Consider the following 19703-nt stretch of genomic DNA (forward strand, 5'->3'; position numbering starts at 1 on the left):
GATGCAGCTTCTTTCAGGATCAGCTTCTCCAGCGTTAGATCCGAGACCGCCTTGCGCAGGCGCTCGTTCTCCTTCTCCAGGTCCCTCAGACGCTTCACCTGGTCCGACTTCAGCCCGCCAAACTCCTTGCGCCACCGATAATACGTGAAAGGCGTCACGCTGATCGTGCGGATCGCCTCGGCTACCGGGCGGCCCTGAGACAGCAGAACGTCCACCTGCCTCAGCTTGGCAACGATCTCTTCCGGCTTGTGCTTCTTCTGTCCCATTTGGGCATCCTCCATCGGCTCGAAAGCCTACTTCAGGGAGGACCACTTTTCAGGGGGTAGACCACGTACATCGGAACCGGCAGCCTATGGGAGAACGGGTACTGCGAGAGCTTTAACTCAAAGCTCAGGGACGAACTCGTGAACGGCGAGATCTTCTACAGCCTTGGCCAGGGCACGAATCGTCATCGAGAGCGGGCGTCAGCACTACAACACCAAGCGACCCCACTCGAGCCTGGGCTACCGTCCACCGGCACCGGCTGCCGTGCCGTGGCCGGCTGCGCCGCCCCCGCCCCGCTCCGCCGGCCATCTCAAACGTCGCCGACAAAACCATCATGCATTAGATTCGAAACGGGTCACCTAACGGGGGCAGGCCGATACCTGGCGCGAGTTTGGGAATGCGAGCGGTCATCCCACTCGTGATACCCTTTGGTACGGGAGCAGGCCGGTCGTCCGCATTCCGCCTACAGTCTTACCCCACTATTGATCTATCGACGTGTTGGAGGTCGCAATTAGCGTCCGTCTGCCAGACGCATCACAAGATAGTGGCGTCAGTCGAAGGTGTGACTGATGGGTGGTGGAGGCGGCGGTGGCGGATGATCGGGCATGGCAGGACCTCGCCAATCGTCGCCATACCCGGTCTTTCGAGGTTTTCCTGGGCCGAGAACCAGCCGCACGGCGACAGCGACCGCTACGAACGCGCCGAGGATGACAAGGATGAACCCAAGAGTGAATCCAGATTCCATCTGCTGACTGCCCCAGCGACAAAGGTGGGATGAACACAGCTTACGCCCATCGTCACCCTTGGCCAGATACTCGACCGCTACCACTCCGGCTCAAACGCGTCGCCTAGGAGCGGCGAGTGCCAGCATAGGAGTCGGATGTGACGCGCCTGCAAATTCAGACGCGCCACTGAGCTTGTTCAGGCCATCTGCATAGCCGGCAGAGACCGGCCGTTCGAGATCGCGTCCAACGTCAGATCGCGGCGGATCTTCTCCTGCTTCGCTCGCACCATTCCTGGGATCAGGAACGCGTCCACCAACAGCCAAATGAACCCAACCAGGATCACGTAGGACAGGATCTGCAGGATCGCGGAGACCGGCTTGCCAAGGTAGAATCGGTGGGCCGAAAGGATGCCGACAAAGAACCAAAGGAAGTAGGCGAGCATCACGCTCGGGCCGTCGTTTCCGACGCGTGTCTCAATGATCAAACGTTCATGCGCATCCAACGACATCGTCATCCCCTACGCGGCGTGAGTCGCCGCAATGAAGTGACCGTAGTCGCCGGCCATCAAAGTCGGCAAGTTGTCGTCGACGGTTCGATCTCTACGTCTGGCTGTATGGCTACCGGACGATAAATCGGTCGCTCCGTCCTGCACGGATTAGCAAGTTTCAGAAGTGATATCGGCGTCCGGCCATCATGTGATCCGTCGCAAGATGGATTGAAACGCCGATACATCGACGAAGCCCCTCGCAGACATCCAACGCCAAGCAGTCGCACTTTAGAACTCGGTATGCGCAAGCTTCGGATGATCGGCGCCTTCGCCTTCTCGACTAGCGCGGGCGCTCAGGGCGAGCCGTTGCGGCCGATCGCCAGTTGGGTGGTTGGCCTTTCCAAAGTCGCTCCCGACGTTGCGCATATCGCTGTCATGGAGGCATGGGCCAGCGGCCTAGACGATCTGCGAAAAACGATCGACGCGAAGCGCTGGCGTTAGCGATCTTTCAACGAGATCGGTCTAGTTTTCGTCTTGCAGACAGCGACGACAACAACGTTGGCGGCATGACGCCGGACTGTACTGTACGACAATTAAATTTGTCATGTCCCCTTGTATCTATTGTACGGGACGAACCCAATGACCTCTGTGAACTACAATGCCGCCGCGACGAGCGCTCTTCGTACGCTGCAGAACACGAACTCTTCGCTCGATGCCACGCAGAACCGTATCTCTACGGGCCTGAAGATCGGTGAAGCCAAGGACAACGCTGCGTATTGGTCGATCTCGACCACGATGAAGTCCGACAACAAGTCCTTGTCGACCGTCAAGGACGCGCTGGGTCTAGGCGCCGCGACCGTGGACGTCGCTTATCAAGCGATGAACTCGACCCTCGACGTTCTGGATCAGATCAAGACCAAACTGGTTGCTGCGACCCAGGACGGCGTTGATAAGAAGGCGATCCAGAGCGAAATCTCCGAGCTTCAGAAGCAGCTTAGCTCGATTGCCAACTCTGCAGCTTTCTCGGGCGAGAATTGGCTCTCGGTCAACTCTTCCTCCTCTGCTTACTCGGCTGTCAAGGAGATCGTTTCCTCGTACACCCGTTCGGCAACTGGTGCCGTTTCCATCGGCACGATTTCGGTCGATACATCGGCAATGGTGTTGATCGATGCCAAGACCGGCACTGAGGGTATCCTCGATGGCGGCGTTTCGGGTAACACAAATACCGGCGGTATCGCCGCCGGCACCAGCCCTTCGTCGGGAACTGGTTCTGCTACGAGCGGCACCTACGTCACCGGTGCTGTAACCAACCCGGGTACTGGTGTTGTCGCAGCCGACGGCTTTACCGCCGTCTTCAAGATCGACGGTGTTACCAAGACCTTCTCCAGCCTGTTCACCGGGGAAACGTTCTCTGGAACGTCGACGCTCGCCGAGTATGGCGCTGCTGTAAAAAACCGACTTCTTGCTGATGCGAACTTTGCCGCTCTGGCAGACGTCAGCTTCACCACTGACAAGTTCACCTTCACCTCGGACACGAAGGGTGCAAGCAGCACCATCGAACTCGTCAGCCTCTCGTACACCGATACGAGCGCGAGCACGACCACCGCGAACACTATTGCAACCAGCACGAAGACTGACGGCGTCAACGCCAAGTTCACTGCCGGCACGGATTTCGCGACGGCCAATGCCCTCACTCTGGACGCCAACGATACCTTCTCGTTTGACGTCACGATCGACTCGGGTGCTGCGACCCGGGTGACGATCACCAAGACGCTGGTCGACAGCGTGCTTGGTAAGAGCGATGGGAAGATCGCTTCTACGAGCGACTACAAGCTGGTACTTGGTGAGGCGTTGAAGAACGCAGGTTTGCAGAACGTGGTGGTTGGTGACGATACCGACTCGATCACGCTGCAGGCGGGCAAGGCCTCGATTGCTGTGTCGAATGTCAACGCCAGCCAGGGTACGAACCTCCTTACGTTCAACATCACGAACGCGACGAGCGAGGAACTCAGCTCGCTGACGGAAGCAGTCAACGCTGCCTCGAAGCAAGTTACCTCCGCAGCAGCGACGCTGGGTGGCATCTCTGCCCGCATCGATCTGCAGAAGACCTTCGTCGGCACGCTCATGGACACAATCGAGAAGGGCATTTCCGGCCTCGTCGATGCGGACATGAACGAAGAGTCGACCAAGCTCCAGGCTCTGCAGGTCAAGCAGCAGCTCGGCGTGCAGGCGCTCTCGATCGCCAACCAGTCGGCGCAGAACGTCCTGTCGCTCTTCCGCTCGTAAGCGGAACGGCAATCCCCGCGAGGTCCGCCTCGCGGGACACCCATACGGGGAGGCGCCCCTCGGATCGAAAGGTCCGGGGGGTGTTTCGTTTTGGGCCGGGTTAATTCGGTGGCAGCTGAAGCCGCTGCGACACGTCTGCCATGTTGCATTCCATGTCGCACGGAGTAGCCGGGGCTGACAGGAAACCCCTGCAAACCAGGGGAAATAGCTGCAACACGGACGCGACATGGTTGAGGCTGAACGCCCCTACCCTTTCGGGCTTATGTCGCTGTTATCATTGGAAGAATGGGTGGTACGGTTGGGCGGGTTCGAACCGCCGACCTTCGGAGCCACAATCCGACGCTCTAACCAGCTGAGCTACAACCGCACGAAAACCAACCCGGCATCGCGCCGAGCGTGGTCGATGCGTAGTAAAGGCATTCGCCGTGTCGCGCAACCCTTTGCAAGGGCCACGAAGCGGAAAGCCACCGCCACCGGCGGCCTTCCGTTGGAGCTCTAGGGGTTCTCGCCACCGTCCGAACGCTTCGCCGCATCGCGCGCCGGCCGCATCAGGTCCTCGCCTGCCGAGCGCGTCATCTCCTGCATGGCGCGGGCCTGGTCGGTCGCCAGCTCGATCTGGCGGCGCAGGTAGCGGGTCTGGATCTCCATGAACTCCGAGAAGGAGCTGACGGTCGACAGCTTCTGCAGATGCTCGAAGTTCATCTCGGCCTGCGCGCGCAAGCCCTCGATGGCGCGCTTCGACAGGTTCAGCGATCCGCTGTGAGCCTGGTCGATCGTCGCCTCCAGCGTTCGCGTCGCCTCGTCGGCTGCGCTGCGCATGCGGCCATAGGCCTCCCGCGACTGTTCCAGCGACGAATGCGTCATGGTGCGGAACGCTTCGCCGAGGCGCGCCGGATCAAGGCCCATGGCGGCTTGCGCCCCCCGCATGGCATCGGCGCCGGGCATCGCATCGAAGGCGCGGCGGGTTTCCTCGAAGGGATCGCGCGGCGCGTCTCCCGATGGCGTGTTGGCGTCGCTCATGACTGTCCTCCCTGGCGCGTTGCATCCGGCACCCCGACAACACGACACCCCCCGTCCCGGTTGCGTTTGCGGGGCGGGCCCGTTAACCGTCCCAACGGCTGATCGTGGAGCTGGACCCTCCTGTTCTGGATTTGGTCCGCTTCAGCCCTTATTAACGTCGCGGTAACCTTGTCCTCGTGCCCGCGACGTTTCTTTCTTGGCTTCCATTCTCGACATCATGAGCCGGAACACGGTTCGGCGCCTCAACGGCGCCGACACGGCGCTGGCCGTCCTGTCGGCGGATCTGGGCGGCATCGTCTGGGCGAACCGGGCGGGCCGGCGGCTTCTGGGAGATGATTCGCTGCACCTGCGCAGTCTCCAGGCCGCAACCGCGGCGCTGGCCGAGCGTGGCCGCACCCAGCTGCTCCTGCGTCCGGCGGACTCGACGCTCGGCCGCGCCCTGCTGGTTCGCCTCGAGCGCGACGAGGCCTTGGGCGTCCTCCTGACCGCGCGCCTCGGTGCGGCGGACGAGACGGTGGAGCAGCGCGCCGCGCGCCTCCTCGCGGACGCGGGCGTCGAGGACTCGCAAGCCTGCATCGCTTCGGCGGACGGTTTTCTGGCAGGCACCCCATCCCTGCCCGCCGCCGAGCGCAGCCTTCTCGGCCTGCAGGGCGCGGAGTTCCTGCAATCCGACGAGGACCATCTGACGATCGAGGACGAGGCGGGGTCGCTGGTGTTCGCGCGCGTCGCCGACGACCTCGTGCTCGTCCACCTATGCGATCGCATGCCCGATCCAACGGCGGTACCGGGCGATGCGGACGGGGAAGCGGACGCGGCGGTCGCGGAGGCGGAGACGGTGGCGGCCGAACCCGAGCCGATCGCCGACGGCGAGCCGGCGCCCGACGCGGAAGCGACTGCGGACGCCGAACGCCCCGAGGGCGTGCCGGCGGCGACCGACAGCGTGGTTGAGCCCGAGCCCGTCGTGGCCCCGTTACAGGAGCCGTTCCGGGCGCGACTCGACGCCGACCCGGTCCGCTTCGTCTGGCAGATCGACGCGGACGGCCGCTTCTCGCAGCTCTCGCCGGAATTTGCGGCCGTGGTTGGCCCGCATGCGGCCGACGTGATCGGCCGGGCTTTCTCGGATGTTGCCGCAGTATTCGGCTTCGACACGGGCCACGAGATCGAACGCCTCCTGGAGCGGCGCGACACTTGGAGCGGGCGCTCCGTCCTGTGGCCCGTGGAGGGGACCGACCGGCGCGCACCGGTGGATCTGGCGGCCTTGCCCGTGTTCAGCCGCGAGCGCCGGTTCGAGGGCTTCCGGGGCTTCGGCGTCGTGCGCCCCGCCGAAAGCGTCGCCGACCCCGATGCGATCGGCCTCGCCTTGTCGGCGCCCGAGCCGCGCCTTTCCACCCTCTCGCCCGACTCCACGCCGGAATCCGAGCCCGACGGATCGCCGACCGCGACGCTGGCGGACGAACCGCCACCCAGCCGCCCCTTCGGCCGGCGAACAGGCGCGCCGGAGCGCACGTCGCCCGCGTCCGGTGGTGTTGTCGCCCTCGAAGAGCGTCGGCGCCTGCGCGAGCAGGTTCTGTCCAGCGCCGAGGAAGCCGCGTTTCGCGCAATCGGCGCCGAACTCGCACCCCGCCCCGCAGCGGTTCCGGTTGTCTCCGAAGCGGCGGCGGGCTCGCCGGCGTCCGCCCTGGCCGCCGTGTTCGATGCCCTGCCGCTCGCGGTCGTGGCGCTCCATGACGACAGTCTCGTTTATGCCAACCACCGCTTCTTCGCCGTGACGGGCTACGAGAGCGTCGCGGATCTGGAGGCGGCGGGCGGCCTCGACCGGCTGGTCGTTTCCTGCGGCGGATCCGATAGCGAGGAAAGTCGCCTGTGCCGGGCCGACGGCTCGATCGTCGAGACCGGGCTCCACCTTCAGCGCATCACGCTCGCCGCCCATAACTGTCTCCTCCTGTCGTTCCCACCGCTGGCCGACGACCCCGCCGCGCGGGAAGGCGAACGCGCCCAGGCGCGCGAGCTGGAAGTCGAGGTCGCCGAGTTGCAGACCGTGCTCGACACGGCCACCGACGGCATCCTGCTTCTGGACGAGGGCGCGCGCGTGCGCCGCATGAACGGGTCTGCGGAGGCGCTGTTCGGCCTGGAGCCCGACCGCTACCTGAACCTGCCCTTCACGGAACTCCTGGCGCCCGCGAGCCGCGCGCTCGCCAAGGGATACATCGAGACGCTGCGCGACGAGGGCATGGCGGCCGTGCTCAACGACGGGCGCGAGGTCGAGGCGCTGGTGGATGGAGGCGCGGCGACCACCCCCCTCTTCGTCACGCTCGGTGCGCTTGCGGGTCGGCGCGGCTGGTGCGTGGTGGTGCGCGACCTCACCCACTGGAAGGGGGTCGAGCGCGATCTGGTGGCCGCCCGTCGCCAGGCCGAGGACGCCTCGTTCCACAAGAGCCGCTTCCTCGCCAACATCAGCCATGAGCTGCGCACGCCGCTCAACGCCATTATCGGCTTTGCGGACGTCATGGCCTCGGAATGCTTCGGGCCGATCGGTCACGAGCGCTACCTGGAGTATCTCGGCGACATCAAGCGTTCGGGCCACCACGTGCTCGACCTCGTCAACGATCTTCTCGACATCTCGAAGATCGAGGCCGGCAAGATGGAGCTGAGCTTCGAGGCGGTGGCGCTCGACGAGATCGTGGCCGAGGTGGTGGCGCTGATGCAGCCCCAGGCCAACCGCGAGCGCGTGATCGTGCGCTCGGTTCTGCCGCCGGATGTGCCGCCCGTGGTGGCCGATCGGCGCTCGGTTCGGCAGATCGCGCTGAACCTTCTCGCCAATGCCGTGCGCTTCACGCCGCCCGGCGGCCAGATCATCGCCTCCACGGCCTACGGCGAGGCCGGCGAGGTCGCGCTGCGCTTCCGCGACTCCGGGATCGGCATGAGCGAGCATGAGATCGCCATCGCCCTCACCCCCTTCCAGCAGGTCAAGAGCGGCGGCCGGGGCGAGGGAACCGGTCTCGGCCTGCCCATCACCAAGGCCATGGCGGAGGCGAACCAGGCGGTCTTCACGATCTCCTCGACACCCGGCGAGGGAACGCTCGTAGAGATCGTCTTTCCGGCCCAGCGCGTTCTCGCCCACTGATCGACGCCGCGCGCCTTGCAGCGGACGCATTGTCCTGCGACAGGCCGCGTGACACGATATCCCCTTTGGGCCCTGCCCGATTCCCAACCGGCCGTTCGGCCCGAAGGATCTGCGTTGCCGAACCCTCTCCGCCCGGTCGCCGCTTGGGCCTCGCGCCGGTTCGCCGGCGGGGGCGGCGCGCGTCCGCGCCGTCGGATGCTCGGTGCGCTGGCCGGGCTGGCGGTGACGGGCGCGGCGATCGCGCTCGTGGTCTCGCAGATCGCGCTGGCGCTGCCCGACGCGCGGCGCGAGGTCGAGACCCGCCTGTCGCGCCTGCTTGACGGGCCGGTCCATGTCGACGGGCAGGCCAGCTTCTCGCTGCTTCCCCTGCCGCGCGCCAGCCTGCGGGACGTGCGCATCCTGGCGGCACGGCCGGGCGAGGACCCCGTCGCCGTCGACGTCGACCAGGTGGATGCCGACTTCGACGTGGTGGCGGCCTTGTTGGGCCGGGTCGCCATCAAGCGCGTCACGCTTCTGCGTCCCGAGATCACGACGGATGCGGTGGCGTTGCCCCCCGAGCCCGAACCGGGTCCCGCTTCCCCGACCCTTCCGATCCCGTTCGCGGCGCAGACCCCGGAGGCCTCTCGCCGCCTGGACGATCTTCTCCTGCGCTTCTCCGGCATCAACGAGATCCGCGTGCGAGACGGACTTCTGCGCATCCCCGGGCAGGCCGGCGGCTTCAGCAACGCCAATCTCGTGTTCCGCTGGCCCGGCGAGGACGAGGCGGCCACGCTGTCGGGCTCCTATGTCTGGAACGGCGAGCCGACCCAGATCAGCCTCGTCGTGGAACGGCCCCGACCCTTTCTGGCGGGTACGGCCTCGCCACTCAGCGTCACTCTGAACGCTCCCCCACTCGCCGTCCTGTTCTCGGGCGAGGGCTCGGCCGGCGACCGGCTGCAGCTGGCGGGCCGCCTTCAGCTGTCCACGCCCTCGCTGTCGCGCACCGTGCGCTGGCTGGGCGAGCGGTCGCTGACCCTGCCCGATTTCGGGGCGCTCGCCTTCGACACGCAGCTCAAGGTGTTCGGCCAGCGGGCCAGCCTCGGCGCACTGGAGATCAACCTCGGCGGCAACCAGGCGCGCGGCGCGCTGGAAGCGGCGCGCGACGACCGGGGCCGCCCCGCCGTTTCGGGTACGCTCGCCTTCGACACGATCGATCTCGCCGCGTTCGGCGGCGCCATGGCCCCGCCGCCGCGCACCATCATCGACTTCCAGCGCCCCTTGCGCACGGATTTCCTGCGCGACATCGACATCGACCTGCGCTTGTCGGCCGCGCGCGCCACGCTCGACCGGCTGCGCCTCGGGGAACTCGCCGCCGCCGTGAAGGTGACCGACGGGCGCGCCGTGTTCGATGTCGGCGACATGGCGATCCTGGGCGGCCGGGGGCAGATGCGCCTGTCGCTCGACGCCCGGCCGCCGAGCCGCCTGTCGGGCTCGGCCAGCCTGCGCGGCATCGATCTTTCGGCGCTGCGCGAAACGACCCTGATGCTCCTGCCCGTGAACTCCGGCACGGCAAACCTCGAGCTTGAGGTCGACACGCCCGCCGGCAACTGGGGCGACGTGGCGCTCGCCAACCGGACGCGCATCGAGCTGAACGCGCGCGACGGGACGCTGGCGGGTCTCGACCTGCGCCTCCTGCGCGACGGGGGCCCCCACACGCTGTCCGCCGCCGAGGCCGGTGCCGGCTTCCGCACGCTGTCGGCCCGGCTGGACGGCACGGGCGGTACGTTGCGCCTCGACGCGGCCCGGATCGAAACGCAGGAGGGCGCGACCACCCTGTCGGGCCGCTACGACCTGCGCACGGCCGATGTCGAGGCGACGGGTCTCTTCGATCCGGTGCAGGTCGAAGCGTCGGGTCGGGGCGATGCGTTCATCCCTTCGCAACCCATACCGTTCAGGATCGGCGGCGAATGGCCCAGCCCGGAGATGACCGTCGGTCCTCCCGGCCGGCCGATCTGACGGTGCGCCCGCTCCCGGGTCGCTTCCCATGTTTCCGCGCGAACGGAGCCACGCCGATGCAACCCGCCCGATCCCGGCCAAGCCTCCTTCTGGTTGCCCTTCTTCTGTCGGCGGCGGCTCTGCCGGGCACCGCGCTGGCGGCCGGATCGGTGATCGTGCAGGGCGCCTCGAAGGGCGGCGGATCGGTCAGCCGGGCGCAGCCGGCCGTGGCCGCGCCGCGAGCCAGCGATCCCCAGCAATGCGCCGCCGCCTTCCACGAGCGCCTCAAGGCGGTGCGGGAGGGACCCTACGCCGCGCTCAAGGCGCTCGGCGCGCCGCTCGCCGACGCCGCCTCGCCCGCGATGGTCGACACGACCTTCCTGTTTCCTCCCTCGTCGCGGCCCCGCACCGAAGCGGAAACGCGCGCGCTTCGTTCGGCGGCCGCGTTTCTCCGGCGCGGCCCGGGCGCGGCTCCGATGCCCCTGACCAGCGATGGCCGCTGGGTCGCCGCGCGGCTGCGCGAGGACCTCGCCGACTTCCTCACGCAGTCGCAGACGACCTATCTCTGTTCCGGCACGGCCGAGTACCTTGCGATCCTCCGGCGCCAGGCCGAGCGCATCGGTCCCTCGGGCGATCGCCGCGGCGACGATCTCCTGGTCCAGCGTGAGGCGGCTCGGCGCCTTGTCGCCCAGGCCAGCCGCCTGATGGAGCCCGCGCCCGTCCCCACCGCCGCCCCGGAGCGCGAGATGCCGGCCGTGGCGAGCGGCGAGGCGCTGCGCCGGAGCGTGGGGATGGAGGCCGAATCCGTGGGGCCGCCAGCGCCCTCGATGCTGGTCGCCGCGAGCCATGGCGCGACCCGCATCTCGGAAGGCGATTTCGACACGGATCTGCCGCCGCTCGGCCACAAGCCGGAATGGCGTCTGGAGTCCGAAGGCGACATCCTGGCCGCGATCGACCGCTTGGCCGACGAGGCACGCGTTGCGGGCCTGCTGGCACCGGAGGAGGCGGGCGGGGCCGACACGATCACCACGGGCGCGATCACGACCGCGGCGGCGCCCGAGCGTGCCGTTCCCGCGCGCCTGCTGGTCCTGCGCGATGCGGTGGCCGGATCGCCGTCGCTGCGGACGGACGGCCTCCTGCGGTCCGACCTCGTGGCCGCGCTGTCGAGCCTGGAGGTGCTGGACACGCTTCGGCTGGCCGCCGCCGAGCCGGCCGACCCGCTGCCGGCGGCCTTCGAGGCGGTGTTCCGGGCGATCGAGACGGCGCGCGAGGAGAGCGGGCGCCTAGCGCCCTGATGCCTCAGGCGCCGGCGGCCAGCCGCTCGTCGGCGATCCGTCGGCGCTCGCGCCGGCGCGTGACCACCGCGCCCGCGATGACGCCGAGCGCGACCACCGAGATCAGCATGGTGGAGACAGCGTTGATCTCGGGCGTCACGCCGAGGCGGACCTGGCTATAGATGCGCATCGGCAGCGTATTGGCGCCCGGCCCCGAGGTGAAGCTCGCGATTACGAGGTCGTCGAGCGAGAGCGTGAAGGCCAGCATCCAGCCCGCCGCGACCGCCGGCCAGATCACCGGGAGGGTGACGAGCAAAAAGGCGCGGGCCGGCGTGCAGCCGAGGTCCTGGGCCGCCTCCTCCAGGCGCGGGTCCACCGAAACGAGACGCGACTGCACGACCACCGCGACGAACGAGAGCGTCAGCGTCGTGTGGGCGATCGTCAGCGTCCAGAAGCCGCGATCGAAGCCGACCGCCACGAACAGGAGCAGCAGGGAAAGCCCGGTGATCACCTCGGGCATGACGAGGGGCGCCGCGACCATGCCCGAAAACAGCGTGCGACCCGGAAAGCGGTTGTAGCGGGCGAGCGCCAGCGCCGCGAGCGTGCCGAGAACGGTGGCCGCGCTCGCCGACAGGACGGCGACGCGCAGGGTGACCCAGGCGGCGTCCAGGAATTGCTGGTTCCGGAACACCGCCCCGTACCAGCGCGTCGAGAACCCGCCCCAGACCGTGACGAGCTGCGAGGCGTTGAACGAGTAGACCACGAGGATCAGGATCGGCAGGTAGAGGAACGCGAAGCCCAGCGCCAGCGAGACGAGGTTGAAGACAGAGGGACCGCGCCCGTTCATGCCGCGTTCCTCGCCTGGAGGCGCTGGAACAGCATGATCGGGATCACCAGCACGAGCAGGAGCAGGATCGCCACCGCCGAGGCCACGGGCCAGTCGCGGTTGGCGAAGAATTCGTCCCAGAGCGTCTTGCCGATCATCAGCGTCTGCGAGCCGCCGAGAAGATCCGGGATCACGAACTCGCCGACCGCCGGGATGAAGACGAGAAACGAGCCCGCGACGACGCCCGGCAGCGAGAGCGGGAAGGTGATGCTCCAGAAGGCTCGCAGCGGCGGGCAGCCGAGATCGGCCGCAGCCTCCAGGAGCCGTCCGTCGAGCCGCTCCAGCGAGGCGTAGATCGGCAGCACCATGAACGGCAGGTAGGAGTACACGATGCCGATGAAGACGGCGGTCTCGGTGTTGAGGAGCTGAAGCGGCTGATCGACGAGCCCGAGACCCAGGAGCGCCTGGTTGAGATAGCCCTCGGGCCTCAGGATACCGATCCAGGCGTAAACGCGGATCAGGAAGCTCGTCCAGAAGGGCAGGACCGTGAGCATCACGAGGACGAGACGTGTCGAGGGTCCGCAGCGCGCCATGCCGTAGGCGAGCGGATAGGCGACCAGCAGCGTCAGCGCGGTCGAGATCGCCGCGATGCGCAGGCTCGACAGGTAGGCGTTGAGGTAGAGCGGGTCGCCCGCGAGCCACGTGTAGCTCTGGACGCCGAGCTCGCGGGCCGACGCGGCGACGGATCCGACCCCACTGCCCAGGTCGAAGACCGGCAGGTAGGGCGGCATCGCGATCGCGCTCTCGGAGAACGAGATCTTGAGCACGATCAGGAAGGGAACCAGGAAGAGCGCGAGGAGCCAGAGATACGGAATGCCGATCACCGTCGCGCGCCACGCGTCGAAGCCGCGTCGCACGCGCCCGGCGCTCATCGGGCGTCCCCTTCCAGGATCACGCCCGCCTCGCGGTCGAAGGTCAGCCAGACCTCCTCCTCCCAGCCGATCTGCTCGCTCTTCTCGCGCTGCCGGTTGACCACGGTCGAACGCACCGTCTCGCCGGCGGGCAGGCGCACGTTGAAGAGCGTGACGTCGCCGAGATAGGCGATGTCCCAGACCAGGCCCCGGAAGGCGTTGACCGAGGGATCGAGGGGCGCCCGGCGCGAGAGCTCGAGCTTCTCGGGACGGATCGCGAAGCTCGCGCGCTCGCCCGGCGCGAGCGCCGCGCCCGAGCGCGTCTCGACAAGGCCGGCCGCCGTGCGCAGGCGCACGACACCGTTCGCCGCGGTCTCGACGTCGCCCTCGAGAATTGTGACGTTGCCCACGAAGTCCGCGACATAGCGGCTGGTGGGCGCCTCGTAGACGACGGCGGGCGCCGCCACCTGCAGGATGCGTCCCTCGCGCATGACCGCGATGCGGTCCGACATGGTCATCGCCTCCTCCTGGTCGTGGGTCACCACGACGAAGGTGAGGCCGAGTTCCTGCTGGAGGTCCATCAGTTCGAACTGCGTTTCCTCGCGCAGCTTCTTGTCGAGCGCGCCGAGCGGCTCGTCGAGAAGCAGGACCTTCGGGCGCTTGGCGAGCGAGCGGGCGAGCGCGACGCGCTGCTGCTGGCCGCCCGACAGCTGCTGCGGCCGTCGCTTGGCGTAGGGCTCGAGTTTCACGAGCTTGAGCATCTCGGCCACGCGGTCGCGGATCTCGGAGCGCGCCATGCCGTCCTGGCGCAGACCGAAGGCGACGTTGCGCTCCACGCTCATGTGCGGAAACAGCGCGTAGCTCTGGAACATCATGTTGAGCGGTCGCCGGTAGGGCGGCACGCCGCGAAGGCTCTCGCCCCCCAAGCGGATGTCGCCCGCGGTCGGCTCCTCGAAGCCGGCCAGCATGCGCAGGAGCGTCGACTTCCCGCAGCCGGATGCCCCGAGCAGCGCGAAGAACTCGCGCGGATAAATGCCGAGCGACAGGTCATCGACCGCGGTGGCGGTGCCGAAGCGCTTGGTGACGCGGTCGAACTCGATCAGCGGACGGGCGGACGGATCGTTCCAGGGCTCGAAGGCGCGGCGGATGTTGCCGAGGGACTTGGTGGCGGAGGCTGCGGTCGCCATGCCGTCTACTGGCCGGTCTTCACCGTGGTGAACAGCCGCGTCACGAGCCGCTGGGCGCGGCTGTCGTAGGGGGCCTTGGTGAAGAGAACGGCCAGCGTCTGCTCGTTCGGGTAGATCGCGGGATCCTCCAGGATCTCCTTGTTGATCAGGGGCTGCGACGCGAGGTTGCCGTTGGCGTAGCTCGTGACGTCGGATGCCTTGGCGATGACCTCGGGCCGCATCATGAAGTTGATGAACTCATGCGCCTCCGCCACGTGCGGCGCATCGGCGGGGATCGCCATCTGGTCGAACCACATCATGGCGCCCTCCTTGGGGATGGCGTAGGCGACCTCGATCCCGTTCTGCGCCTCGCTCGCGCGGTCGCGCGCCTGGAAGACGTCGCCCGAGAAGCCCACCGCCACGCAGATGTCGCCGTTGGCGAGCGCGTTGATGTATTCCGAGGAATGGAACTTGCGCACGAACGGGCGGATCGAGACGAGCATGTCCTCGACGCGCTTCAGGTCCTCGGGCGCCGACGAGTTGGGGTCGAGGCCGAGATAGCGCAACGCGGCCGGCACGATCTCGCCCGGCGCGTCCAGCATGTCGATGCCGCACTTCGACAGGGCCTCGGCGTTCTTGGGGTCGAACACCAGCGCCCAGCTGTCGAGCGGGGCATTCGGCAGGAGCTCGGCCACCTTCTTGGAATTGTAGCCGACGCCGGTGGTGCCCCACATGTAGTTGCGCGAGTAGCTGTTGCCGGGATCGTAGGCGGCGACGCGCTCGCTCACGAGCGGCCACATGTTCTTCGAGTTCGGCAGCTTCGAGGCGTCGAGCTTCTGGAAGACGCCCGCCTCGATCTGGCGCGACAGGTACTCGGCCGAGGGCACCACGACATCGTAGCCGCTGCCGCCGGCCAGAAGGCGCGTTTCCAGGATCTCGTTGGAGTCGTAGGTGTCGTAGACGACCCGGATCCCGGTCTCCTTCGTGAACTGGTCGATCAGCGAGGCGTCGATGTAGTCCGACCAGTTGAAGACGTTGACGACGCGTTCCTGCGCGGATGCGGCAACGGTCAGGAGGGCGAGCCCGCCGGCGAGAAGCAGGGAGGTGGAGCGCATCGGCGTCGTCCTTCGTGGGATCGCGTCGTCGTGCGACGGGCGAGTGGCCCGACCGCTCGCACGGACGGGCCCTGGGGAGGAAGGGTTCGTTTCTGCGCTCATTATGCGCAGGCTTTCGCGTCCGCCTAGTCCCGCGCCATCTTTTCCTGGCCAGAGCCGCGCGTCATGAACACCGCGTCCGCGCCATAGGATGCGATCTTGGCGCGCAGGCTCGGGTCCTGGCGCTCGCCAAACCCGAAGCGTTCCCAGAAGGGCGCCGTCCCGTAGACGGAAACGAGCATCGCGGGCCGAGGGCCCGCCAGGGCCAGGAGGCGGCGGATCACCGGCTCGGCGAGGCGACGGCCGCGGAAGGCGGGGGCGAGCGCGACGTCGTGAATGTAGAGGCTGTCGGCATCGCGCGGCAGCGCACCGAGCACGGTATCGAGCGGCGGCGGCGCGCCGAGGCGCGCGGGATAGCTCACCGCATACCCGGCGAGATCGAGACCGGGGCCGCCCGGCAGGACCCACTGGCCCTCCGGAAACAGCGCGAGGCGGTCGTGGAACACGCTCGCGCCCTCGAAGAAGCTCGGGTGAACGATGTCGGCCAGGCGCATCACGGCCGGAACGTCGGCGGCGCGCATCGGCCGCCAGCTGTCCGGACCGGGCGCGGCGCTCACCGGTGCTTCTGGCCCGCGCCGTAGAACATGCGCTCCCAGGCCTTGTGAGCCTTGTAGCCCTCGCGCACGAAGGGCGTGAAGACAGCCATGTTGAGCACTGCCTTGTTGGTGAGGGAGGCTGGAAAGCGCAGCGGCTTCTCGAAGTCCACGAACAGGACCACGCGCACCTGGTCGGAGTGGTTCCAGGCCTCGTGTTCGTAGGCGTCGTCGAAGATCAGCGCCTTGCCCTCCTCCCAGTGGCAGGTCTGGTCGGCGACGCGGATGCCGATCCGGTCGGGCTGGTCCGGCACCACGAGGCCGAGGTGGAAGCGCAGGACGCCGTTATAGGGACCGCGATGGGGCGGCAGGTGCTTGCCCGGCTCGAAGATCGAGAACATCGCCGACTTCAGGCCTGGGATCTTCTGGAGGATGCGCCAGGTCTCGGGACACTGGCGAATGGCCTCCTCCGACTTGATGCCGTAGCCGCACAAGAAGAAGGTCTTCCAGTTCTGGTCCGACGAGATCGAGCGCACCTCCGAGGAGATCTCGTGGAAGGCCGGAAGGTCGCCCTTGCGCACCAGGACCTTGTCGAGCTCGGCGCGGATCAGGCGCCATTCGCTTTCCACCTCGCGCGCCCAAGGGAAGGCATCGGTCGGGTAGACCGGCAGGTTGCCGTCCGCCGCATAGCGCAGGTTCAGCCGCTCGGCCCCGTCCACGAGGCGCTGGACGCCGCGCGCGACGGCTCCCTGCCGGCTCATCGTGTCCTCGAGCCCCGTCGTCTTGGTCTTCTGTTCCGCCTGCGCCATGTCATGAATCCTGGACTCTCGGGCCGATGATCGTCACCCGAGCTTTGGAGGTTCACCGAACCTTGATCGCGGCGTTTCGATGACAAGCCTGTTCTCGTCAACACCCATCGCGACGCGGGCCGATCGCGGTTCCGTAGCCGCCTTCCGCCCCGCGTGCGGCCGGGCTATGGTCGATCCCAGGAAGCTGCGCCAAGCCTAGGACCGCATGTCGGAACGAGCCAGACCGCCCAAGCCGGACAACGCCTCGCTGGCGAAGATCCGACGAGACAAGCCCAAGAAGCGTGCGAGCACCGAACCCGGAGGCGCCGGGAGCCCGGCAACCGGACGGTTCGCGCAGCCGCGCGAGGCGGGCCGCCGCGCCTTTCTGGACGCGCGGCGCGGCGTCGCCACCATGGGCGAGGCGGCGCAATGGCTGCAGGCTCGGCGGATCGAGGACATCGAGTGCATCACGCCGGATCTGGCCGGCGTGGCGCGCGGCAAGATGATGCCGGCCAAGAAGTTCACCGGCAACACGTCGCTGGCCCTGCCCTCGGCCCTCTTCATGCACACGATCTCGGGCGAGTATCCCGACGAGACCGGCACGTTCCGCTACTCGCCCAACGACGGCGACCTCAAGCTCGTGCCCGATCTCTCGACGCTGGCCGAGGTGCCCTGGGAGACCGATCCTACCGCGCAGGTTATCTGCGACCTCGTGGACACGAGCGGGCAGGCGGTGGGCTACACGCCGCGCAACGTCCTGAAGCGTGTCGTGTCGCTCTACGAGGAGCGCGGCTGGCAGCCGATCGTGGCGCCCGAGATCGAGTTCTATCTTGTGTCCAAGAACGTCGACCCCGACTACCCCCTGACGCCCCCGGTCGGGCGTTCGGGCCGTCAGATCTCGGGCGGCCAGGCCTATTCCATCGGCGGCGTCAACGAGTTCGACGAGCTGATCGACGACATCTACCACTTCTCGGACGCGCAGGGGCTGGAGATCGACACGCTGATCCACGAGGACGGCGCGGCGCAGCTCGAGATCAACCTGCGCCACGGCGACCCCATCCAGCTCGCCGACCAGGTCTTCATGTTCAAGCGCACGATCCGCGAGGCGGCGCTCAAGCACGACATCTACGCGACCTTCATGGCCAAGCCCATCCAGGGCCAGCCGGGCTCGGCGCTCCACATACACCAGTCCGTGGTCGACGTGCGGGGACGCAACGTCTTCTCCCTGCCGGACGGCTCCCCCTCGCCGCTCTTCTTCCACTTCATCGGCGGCATGCAGCGCTACGTTCCGGCGGCGCTCGTGATGATGGCGCCTTACGTCAACTCCTACCGGCGCCTGACCTACGGCATGTCGGCGCCCACCAACAACGCCTGGGGCTACGACAACCGCACCACGGCCTTTCGCGTGCCGACCTCGGATGCGGCCGGGCGGCGCGTCGAGAACCGCCTGCCCTCCTCGGACGCCAATCCCTATCTCGCGCTCGCCGCCTCGCTCGCCTGCGGCTGGCTCGGCATGGTCAACGAGGCGCAGCCCGACCAGCCCACCGACAAGACCGCCAACGAGGACGGCGCGATCTCGCTGCCGCGCGGCCTTCTGGAGGCGGTCGCCGCCTTCGAGGCGGAGGAGGCCTTCCAGGACGTTCTCAGCCGGGAGTTCGTGGGCACCTATGCCGGCATCAAGCGGGGCGAGTTCGAAACCTTCATGCAGGTGATCAGCCCCTGGGAGCGGGAGTTCCTGCTCCTCAACGTCTAGCGGAACCGAACGCGGGGATGGACGCCGCTCCCTACCAGTCGCCCATCTCGCCGGGCCGTTCCTGGTACGAGGACTCCGTACCGGACCGCCCGCGCTACCCTGCGCTCGACGGCTCGCTCGAGGCGGACGTGGCGGTGGTGGGCGGCGGCTTCACGGGACTTTCGGCGGCGCTGCACCTGGCCGAACGGGGCGCCCGGGTCTGCGTCCTGGAGGCGGCGCGCTTCGGCGACGGCGCGTCGGGCCGCAACGGCGGGCAGCTGGGCACGGGCCACCGGCTGTGGCCGGAAGAGCTCGAGGCGGCCTTCGGGCTGGAGCGCGCGCGCGCCCTCTTCGCGCTCGCCGAGGACGCCAAGAGCCACCTGATGGACCTCATGGCGACCCACGCGATCGAGGCGGACTACCGGCCGGGCCAGATCTCGCTCGCCCACCGCAGGCGCTTTCACGAGCCCTTCCGACGCCACGCGGACATGATGCGAGAGCGCTTCGGCTACACCTCGATCCGTTTTCTGGAAGCCGAGGACACGTTCGAGCGGACCGGTTCGCGCACCTACCGCGCCTCGCTGCTCGATACGGGCACCGGCCATATCCACCCCATGAAGCTCCTGGTCGGCACCGCTCGCGCGGCCGCGCGGGCCGGCGCGCTCCTGTTCGAGGGCACGCCGGCCCGGCGGATCGGACGGCGCGACGGGCGCGTCGAGATCGAAACGGCGCGAGGCACGGTGCGCGCCGACCGCTTGTTGCTCGCCACCAACGCCCACGGCGGTCGGCTGGAGCGGCGCAACGCCGCCCATGTCATGCCGATCCGCTCCTTTATCGCCGCCACCGCTCCGCTCGCCGAGCCGCACCGTGTCCTGCCCGGCGACGAGGCGGCCGACGACTCGCGCTTCGTGGTGCGCTACTTCCGCAAGAGCGCCGACCACCGGCTCCTGTTCGGTGGACGCGAGGCTTATGGCTCGAGCACCGGCGACATCGCGGGCGCGATCCGCCGGCAGATCGCCGACGTGTACCCGCATCTGGCGGACGTCGCGATCACCCATGCCTGGGGCGGCTCCGTGGCCGTGACGACGACGCGCATGCCCTATGTCGACACGCCCGAACCCGGCATCACGGCGATCGGTGGTTATTCCGGCCACGGCGTCATGCTGTCCCACTTCAGCGGACGGCTCTACGCCGAGCGGGTGCTCGGCAACCGCGACCGGCTCGCCGAGCTCGAGTCCTTACGCGTTCCCGCCTTTCCCGGCGGCGACCGTCTGCGCGCGCCGCTGCTTTTCCTAGCCATGACTTGGTTTGCCCTGCGCGATCGTTTGTAGGCGACGGTTGCAGGGCCTACCCTCTTGTCTCGCGCGATCAGATCGTTA

The 19703-nt window shown here is 67.8% G+C and carries 16 protein-coding genes, 1 tRNA gene and 1 pseudogene; 8 read left to right on the plus strand and 10 right to left on the minus strand.

What is annotated here, in order from left to right; all coding sequences use genetic code 11:
• Positions 1-266, minus strand: a 266-nt coding sequence (locus BLQ76_RS17000) for a transposase (RefSeq protein ID WP_139184039.1), incomplete at its 3' end; no start/stop codon positions are given.
• A 60-nt stretch (positions 267-326) separates the two neighbouring features.
• Between BLQ76_RS17000 and BLQ76_RS17005 the strand changes: the two are divergent.
• A pseudogene (locus tag BLQ76_RS17005) lies at positions 327-604 on the plus strand (integrase core domain-containing protein); the annotation flags it as partial.
• 581 nt (positions 605-1185) lie between these two features.
• Here BLQ76_RS17005 and BLQ76_RS17010 read toward each other — a convergent pair.
• Positions 1186-1473, minus strand: coding sequence for a TM2 domain-containing protein (locus BLQ76_RS17010; RefSeq protein ID WP_244519697.1), 288 nt, complete (start codon positions 1471-1473; stop codon positions 1186-1188).
• A gap of 303 nt (positions 1474-1776) precedes the next feature.
• Between BLQ76_RS17010 and BLQ76_RS17015 the strand changes: the two genes are divergently transcribed.
• Together BLQ76_RS17015 and BLQ76_RS17020 are read left to right on the plus strand one after the other, a co-directional pair.
• Positions 1777-1977, plus strand: a complete 201-nt coding sequence (locus tag BLQ76_RS17015) for a hypothetical protein (protein WP_090675798.1) — start codon at positions 1777-1779, stop codon at positions 1975-1977.
• Positions 1978-2115: 138 nt separating this feature from the next.
• Complete coding sequence (locus tag BLQ76_RS17020) at positions 2116-3762, plus strand: flagellin N-terminal helical domain-containing protein (RefSeq protein WP_090675801.1); 1647 nt, start codon at positions 2116-2118, stop codon at positions 3760-3762.
• A gap of 290 nt (positions 3763-4052) precedes the next feature.
• On the opposite strand, the gene BLQ76_RS17025 is transcribed toward BLQ76_RS17020, so the two are convergent.
• Both BLQ76_RS17025 and BLQ76_RS17030 read right to left on the minus strand, forming a co-directional pair.
• Positions 4053-4129 (minus strand) — tRNA-His (locus BLQ76_RS17025).
• A 128-nt stretch (positions 4130-4257) separates the two neighbouring features.
• Positions 4258-4782: a phasin family protein gene (locus BLQ76_RS17030; RefSeq protein WP_090675803.1), complete on the minus strand. Its 525-nt coding sequence runs from the start codon at positions 4780-4782 to the stop codon at positions 4258-4260.
• A gap of 196 nt (positions 4783-4978) precedes the next feature.
• On the opposite strand from BLQ76_RS17030, the gene BLQ76_RS17035 reads away from it, so the two are divergent.
• The 3 genes from BLQ76_RS17035 to BLQ76_RS17045 all read left to right on the plus strand — a co-directional run bounded on the left by BLQ76_RS17035 (position 4979) and on the right by BLQ76_RS17045 (position 11175).
• Positions 4979-7906, plus strand: a complete 2928-nt coding sequence (locus tag BLQ76_RS17035; protein WP_090675806.1) for a PAS domain-containing protein — start codon at positions 4979-4981, stop codon at positions 7904-7906.
• Positions 7907-8020: 114 nt separating this feature from the next.
• Complete coding sequence (locus BLQ76_RS17040) at positions 8021-9901, plus strand: AsmA family protein (protein ID WP_090675808.1); 1881 nt, start codon at positions 8021-8023, stop codon at positions 9899-9901.
• Between the two features lie 56 nt (positions 9902-9957).
• Positions 9958-11175 carry a hypothetical protein gene (locus tag BLQ76_RS17045; protein WP_090675811.1) on the plus strand — a complete coding sequence of 406 codons (1218 nt, stop codon included), beginning with the start codon at positions 9958-9960 and terminating at the stop codon, positions 11173-11175.
• Between the two features lie 4 nt (positions 11176-11179).
• On the opposite strand, the gene BLQ76_RS17050 is transcribed toward BLQ76_RS17045, so the two are convergent.
• The 6 genes from BLQ76_RS17050 to BLQ76_RS17075 form a co-directional block, all read right to left on the minus strand.
• Positions 11180-12001, minus strand: coding sequence for an ABC transporter permease (locus BLQ76_RS17050; protein WP_090675814.1), 822 nt, complete (start codon positions 11999-12001; stop codon positions 11180-11182).
• Positions 11998-12912, minus strand: a complete 915-nt coding sequence (locus BLQ76_RS17055; protein WP_090675817.1) for an ABC transporter permease subunit — start codon at positions 12910-12912, stop codon at positions 11998-12000. Before BLQ76_RS17055 ends, BLQ76_RS17050 begins: the two co-directional genes overlap by 4 nt.
• The gene (locus BLQ76_RS17060; protein ID WP_090675819.1) at positions 12909-14078 is read right to left on the minus strand and encodes an ABC transporter ATP-binding protein; all 1170 of its coding nucleotides are present in this window, start codon (positions 14076-14078) and stop codon (positions 12909-12911) included. The genes BLQ76_RS17055 and BLQ76_RS17060 overlap by 4 nt, the downstream gene beginning before the upstream one ends.
• A gap of 5 nt (positions 14079-14083) precedes the next feature.
• Complete coding sequence (locus BLQ76_RS17065; RefSeq protein ID WP_090675821.1) at positions 14084-15172, minus strand: polyamine ABC transporter substrate-binding protein; 1089 nt, start codon at positions 15170-15172, stop codon at positions 14084-14086.
• Positions 15173-15297: 125 nt separating this feature from the next.
• Positions 15298-15828 (minus strand): GNAT family N-acetyltransferase, encoded by a 531-nt coding sequence (locus BLQ76_RS17070; protein WP_210184188.1) that lies wholly within the window; start codon positions 15826-15828, stop codon positions 15298-15300.
• Complete coding sequence (locus BLQ76_RS17075; protein WP_090675826.1) at positions 15825-16613, minus strand: aspartyl/asparaginyl beta-hydroxylase domain-containing protein; 789 nt, start codon at positions 16611-16613, stop codon at positions 15825-15827. Before BLQ76_RS17075 ends, BLQ76_RS17070 begins: the two co-directional genes overlap by 4 nt.
• 205 nt (positions 16614-16818) lie before the next feature.
• On the opposite strand from BLQ76_RS17075, the gene BLQ76_RS17080 reads away from it, so the two are divergent.
• Together BLQ76_RS17080 and BLQ76_RS17085 are read left to right on the plus strand one after the other, a co-directional pair.
• A complete protein-coding gene (locus BLQ76_RS17080; RefSeq protein ID WP_090675829.1) occupies positions 16819-18345 on the plus strand; it encodes a glutamine synthetase family protein in 1527 nt (508 codons plus the stop codon).
• A gap of 17 nt (positions 18346-18362) precedes the next feature.
• A complete protein-coding gene (locus BLQ76_RS17085) occupies positions 18363-19655 on the plus strand; it encodes an NAD(P)/FAD-dependent oxidoreductase (RefSeq protein ID WP_090675832.1) in 1293 nt (430 codons plus the stop codon).
• Positions 19656-19703 lie beyond the last annotated feature (48 nt).

Source organism: Aureimonas jatrophae (assembly GCF_900104035.1).
In the GTDB taxonomy this organism is placed as follows: Bacteria; Pseudomonadota; Alphaproteobacteria; order Rhizobiales; family Rhizobiaceae; genus Aureimonas; species Aureimonas jatrophae.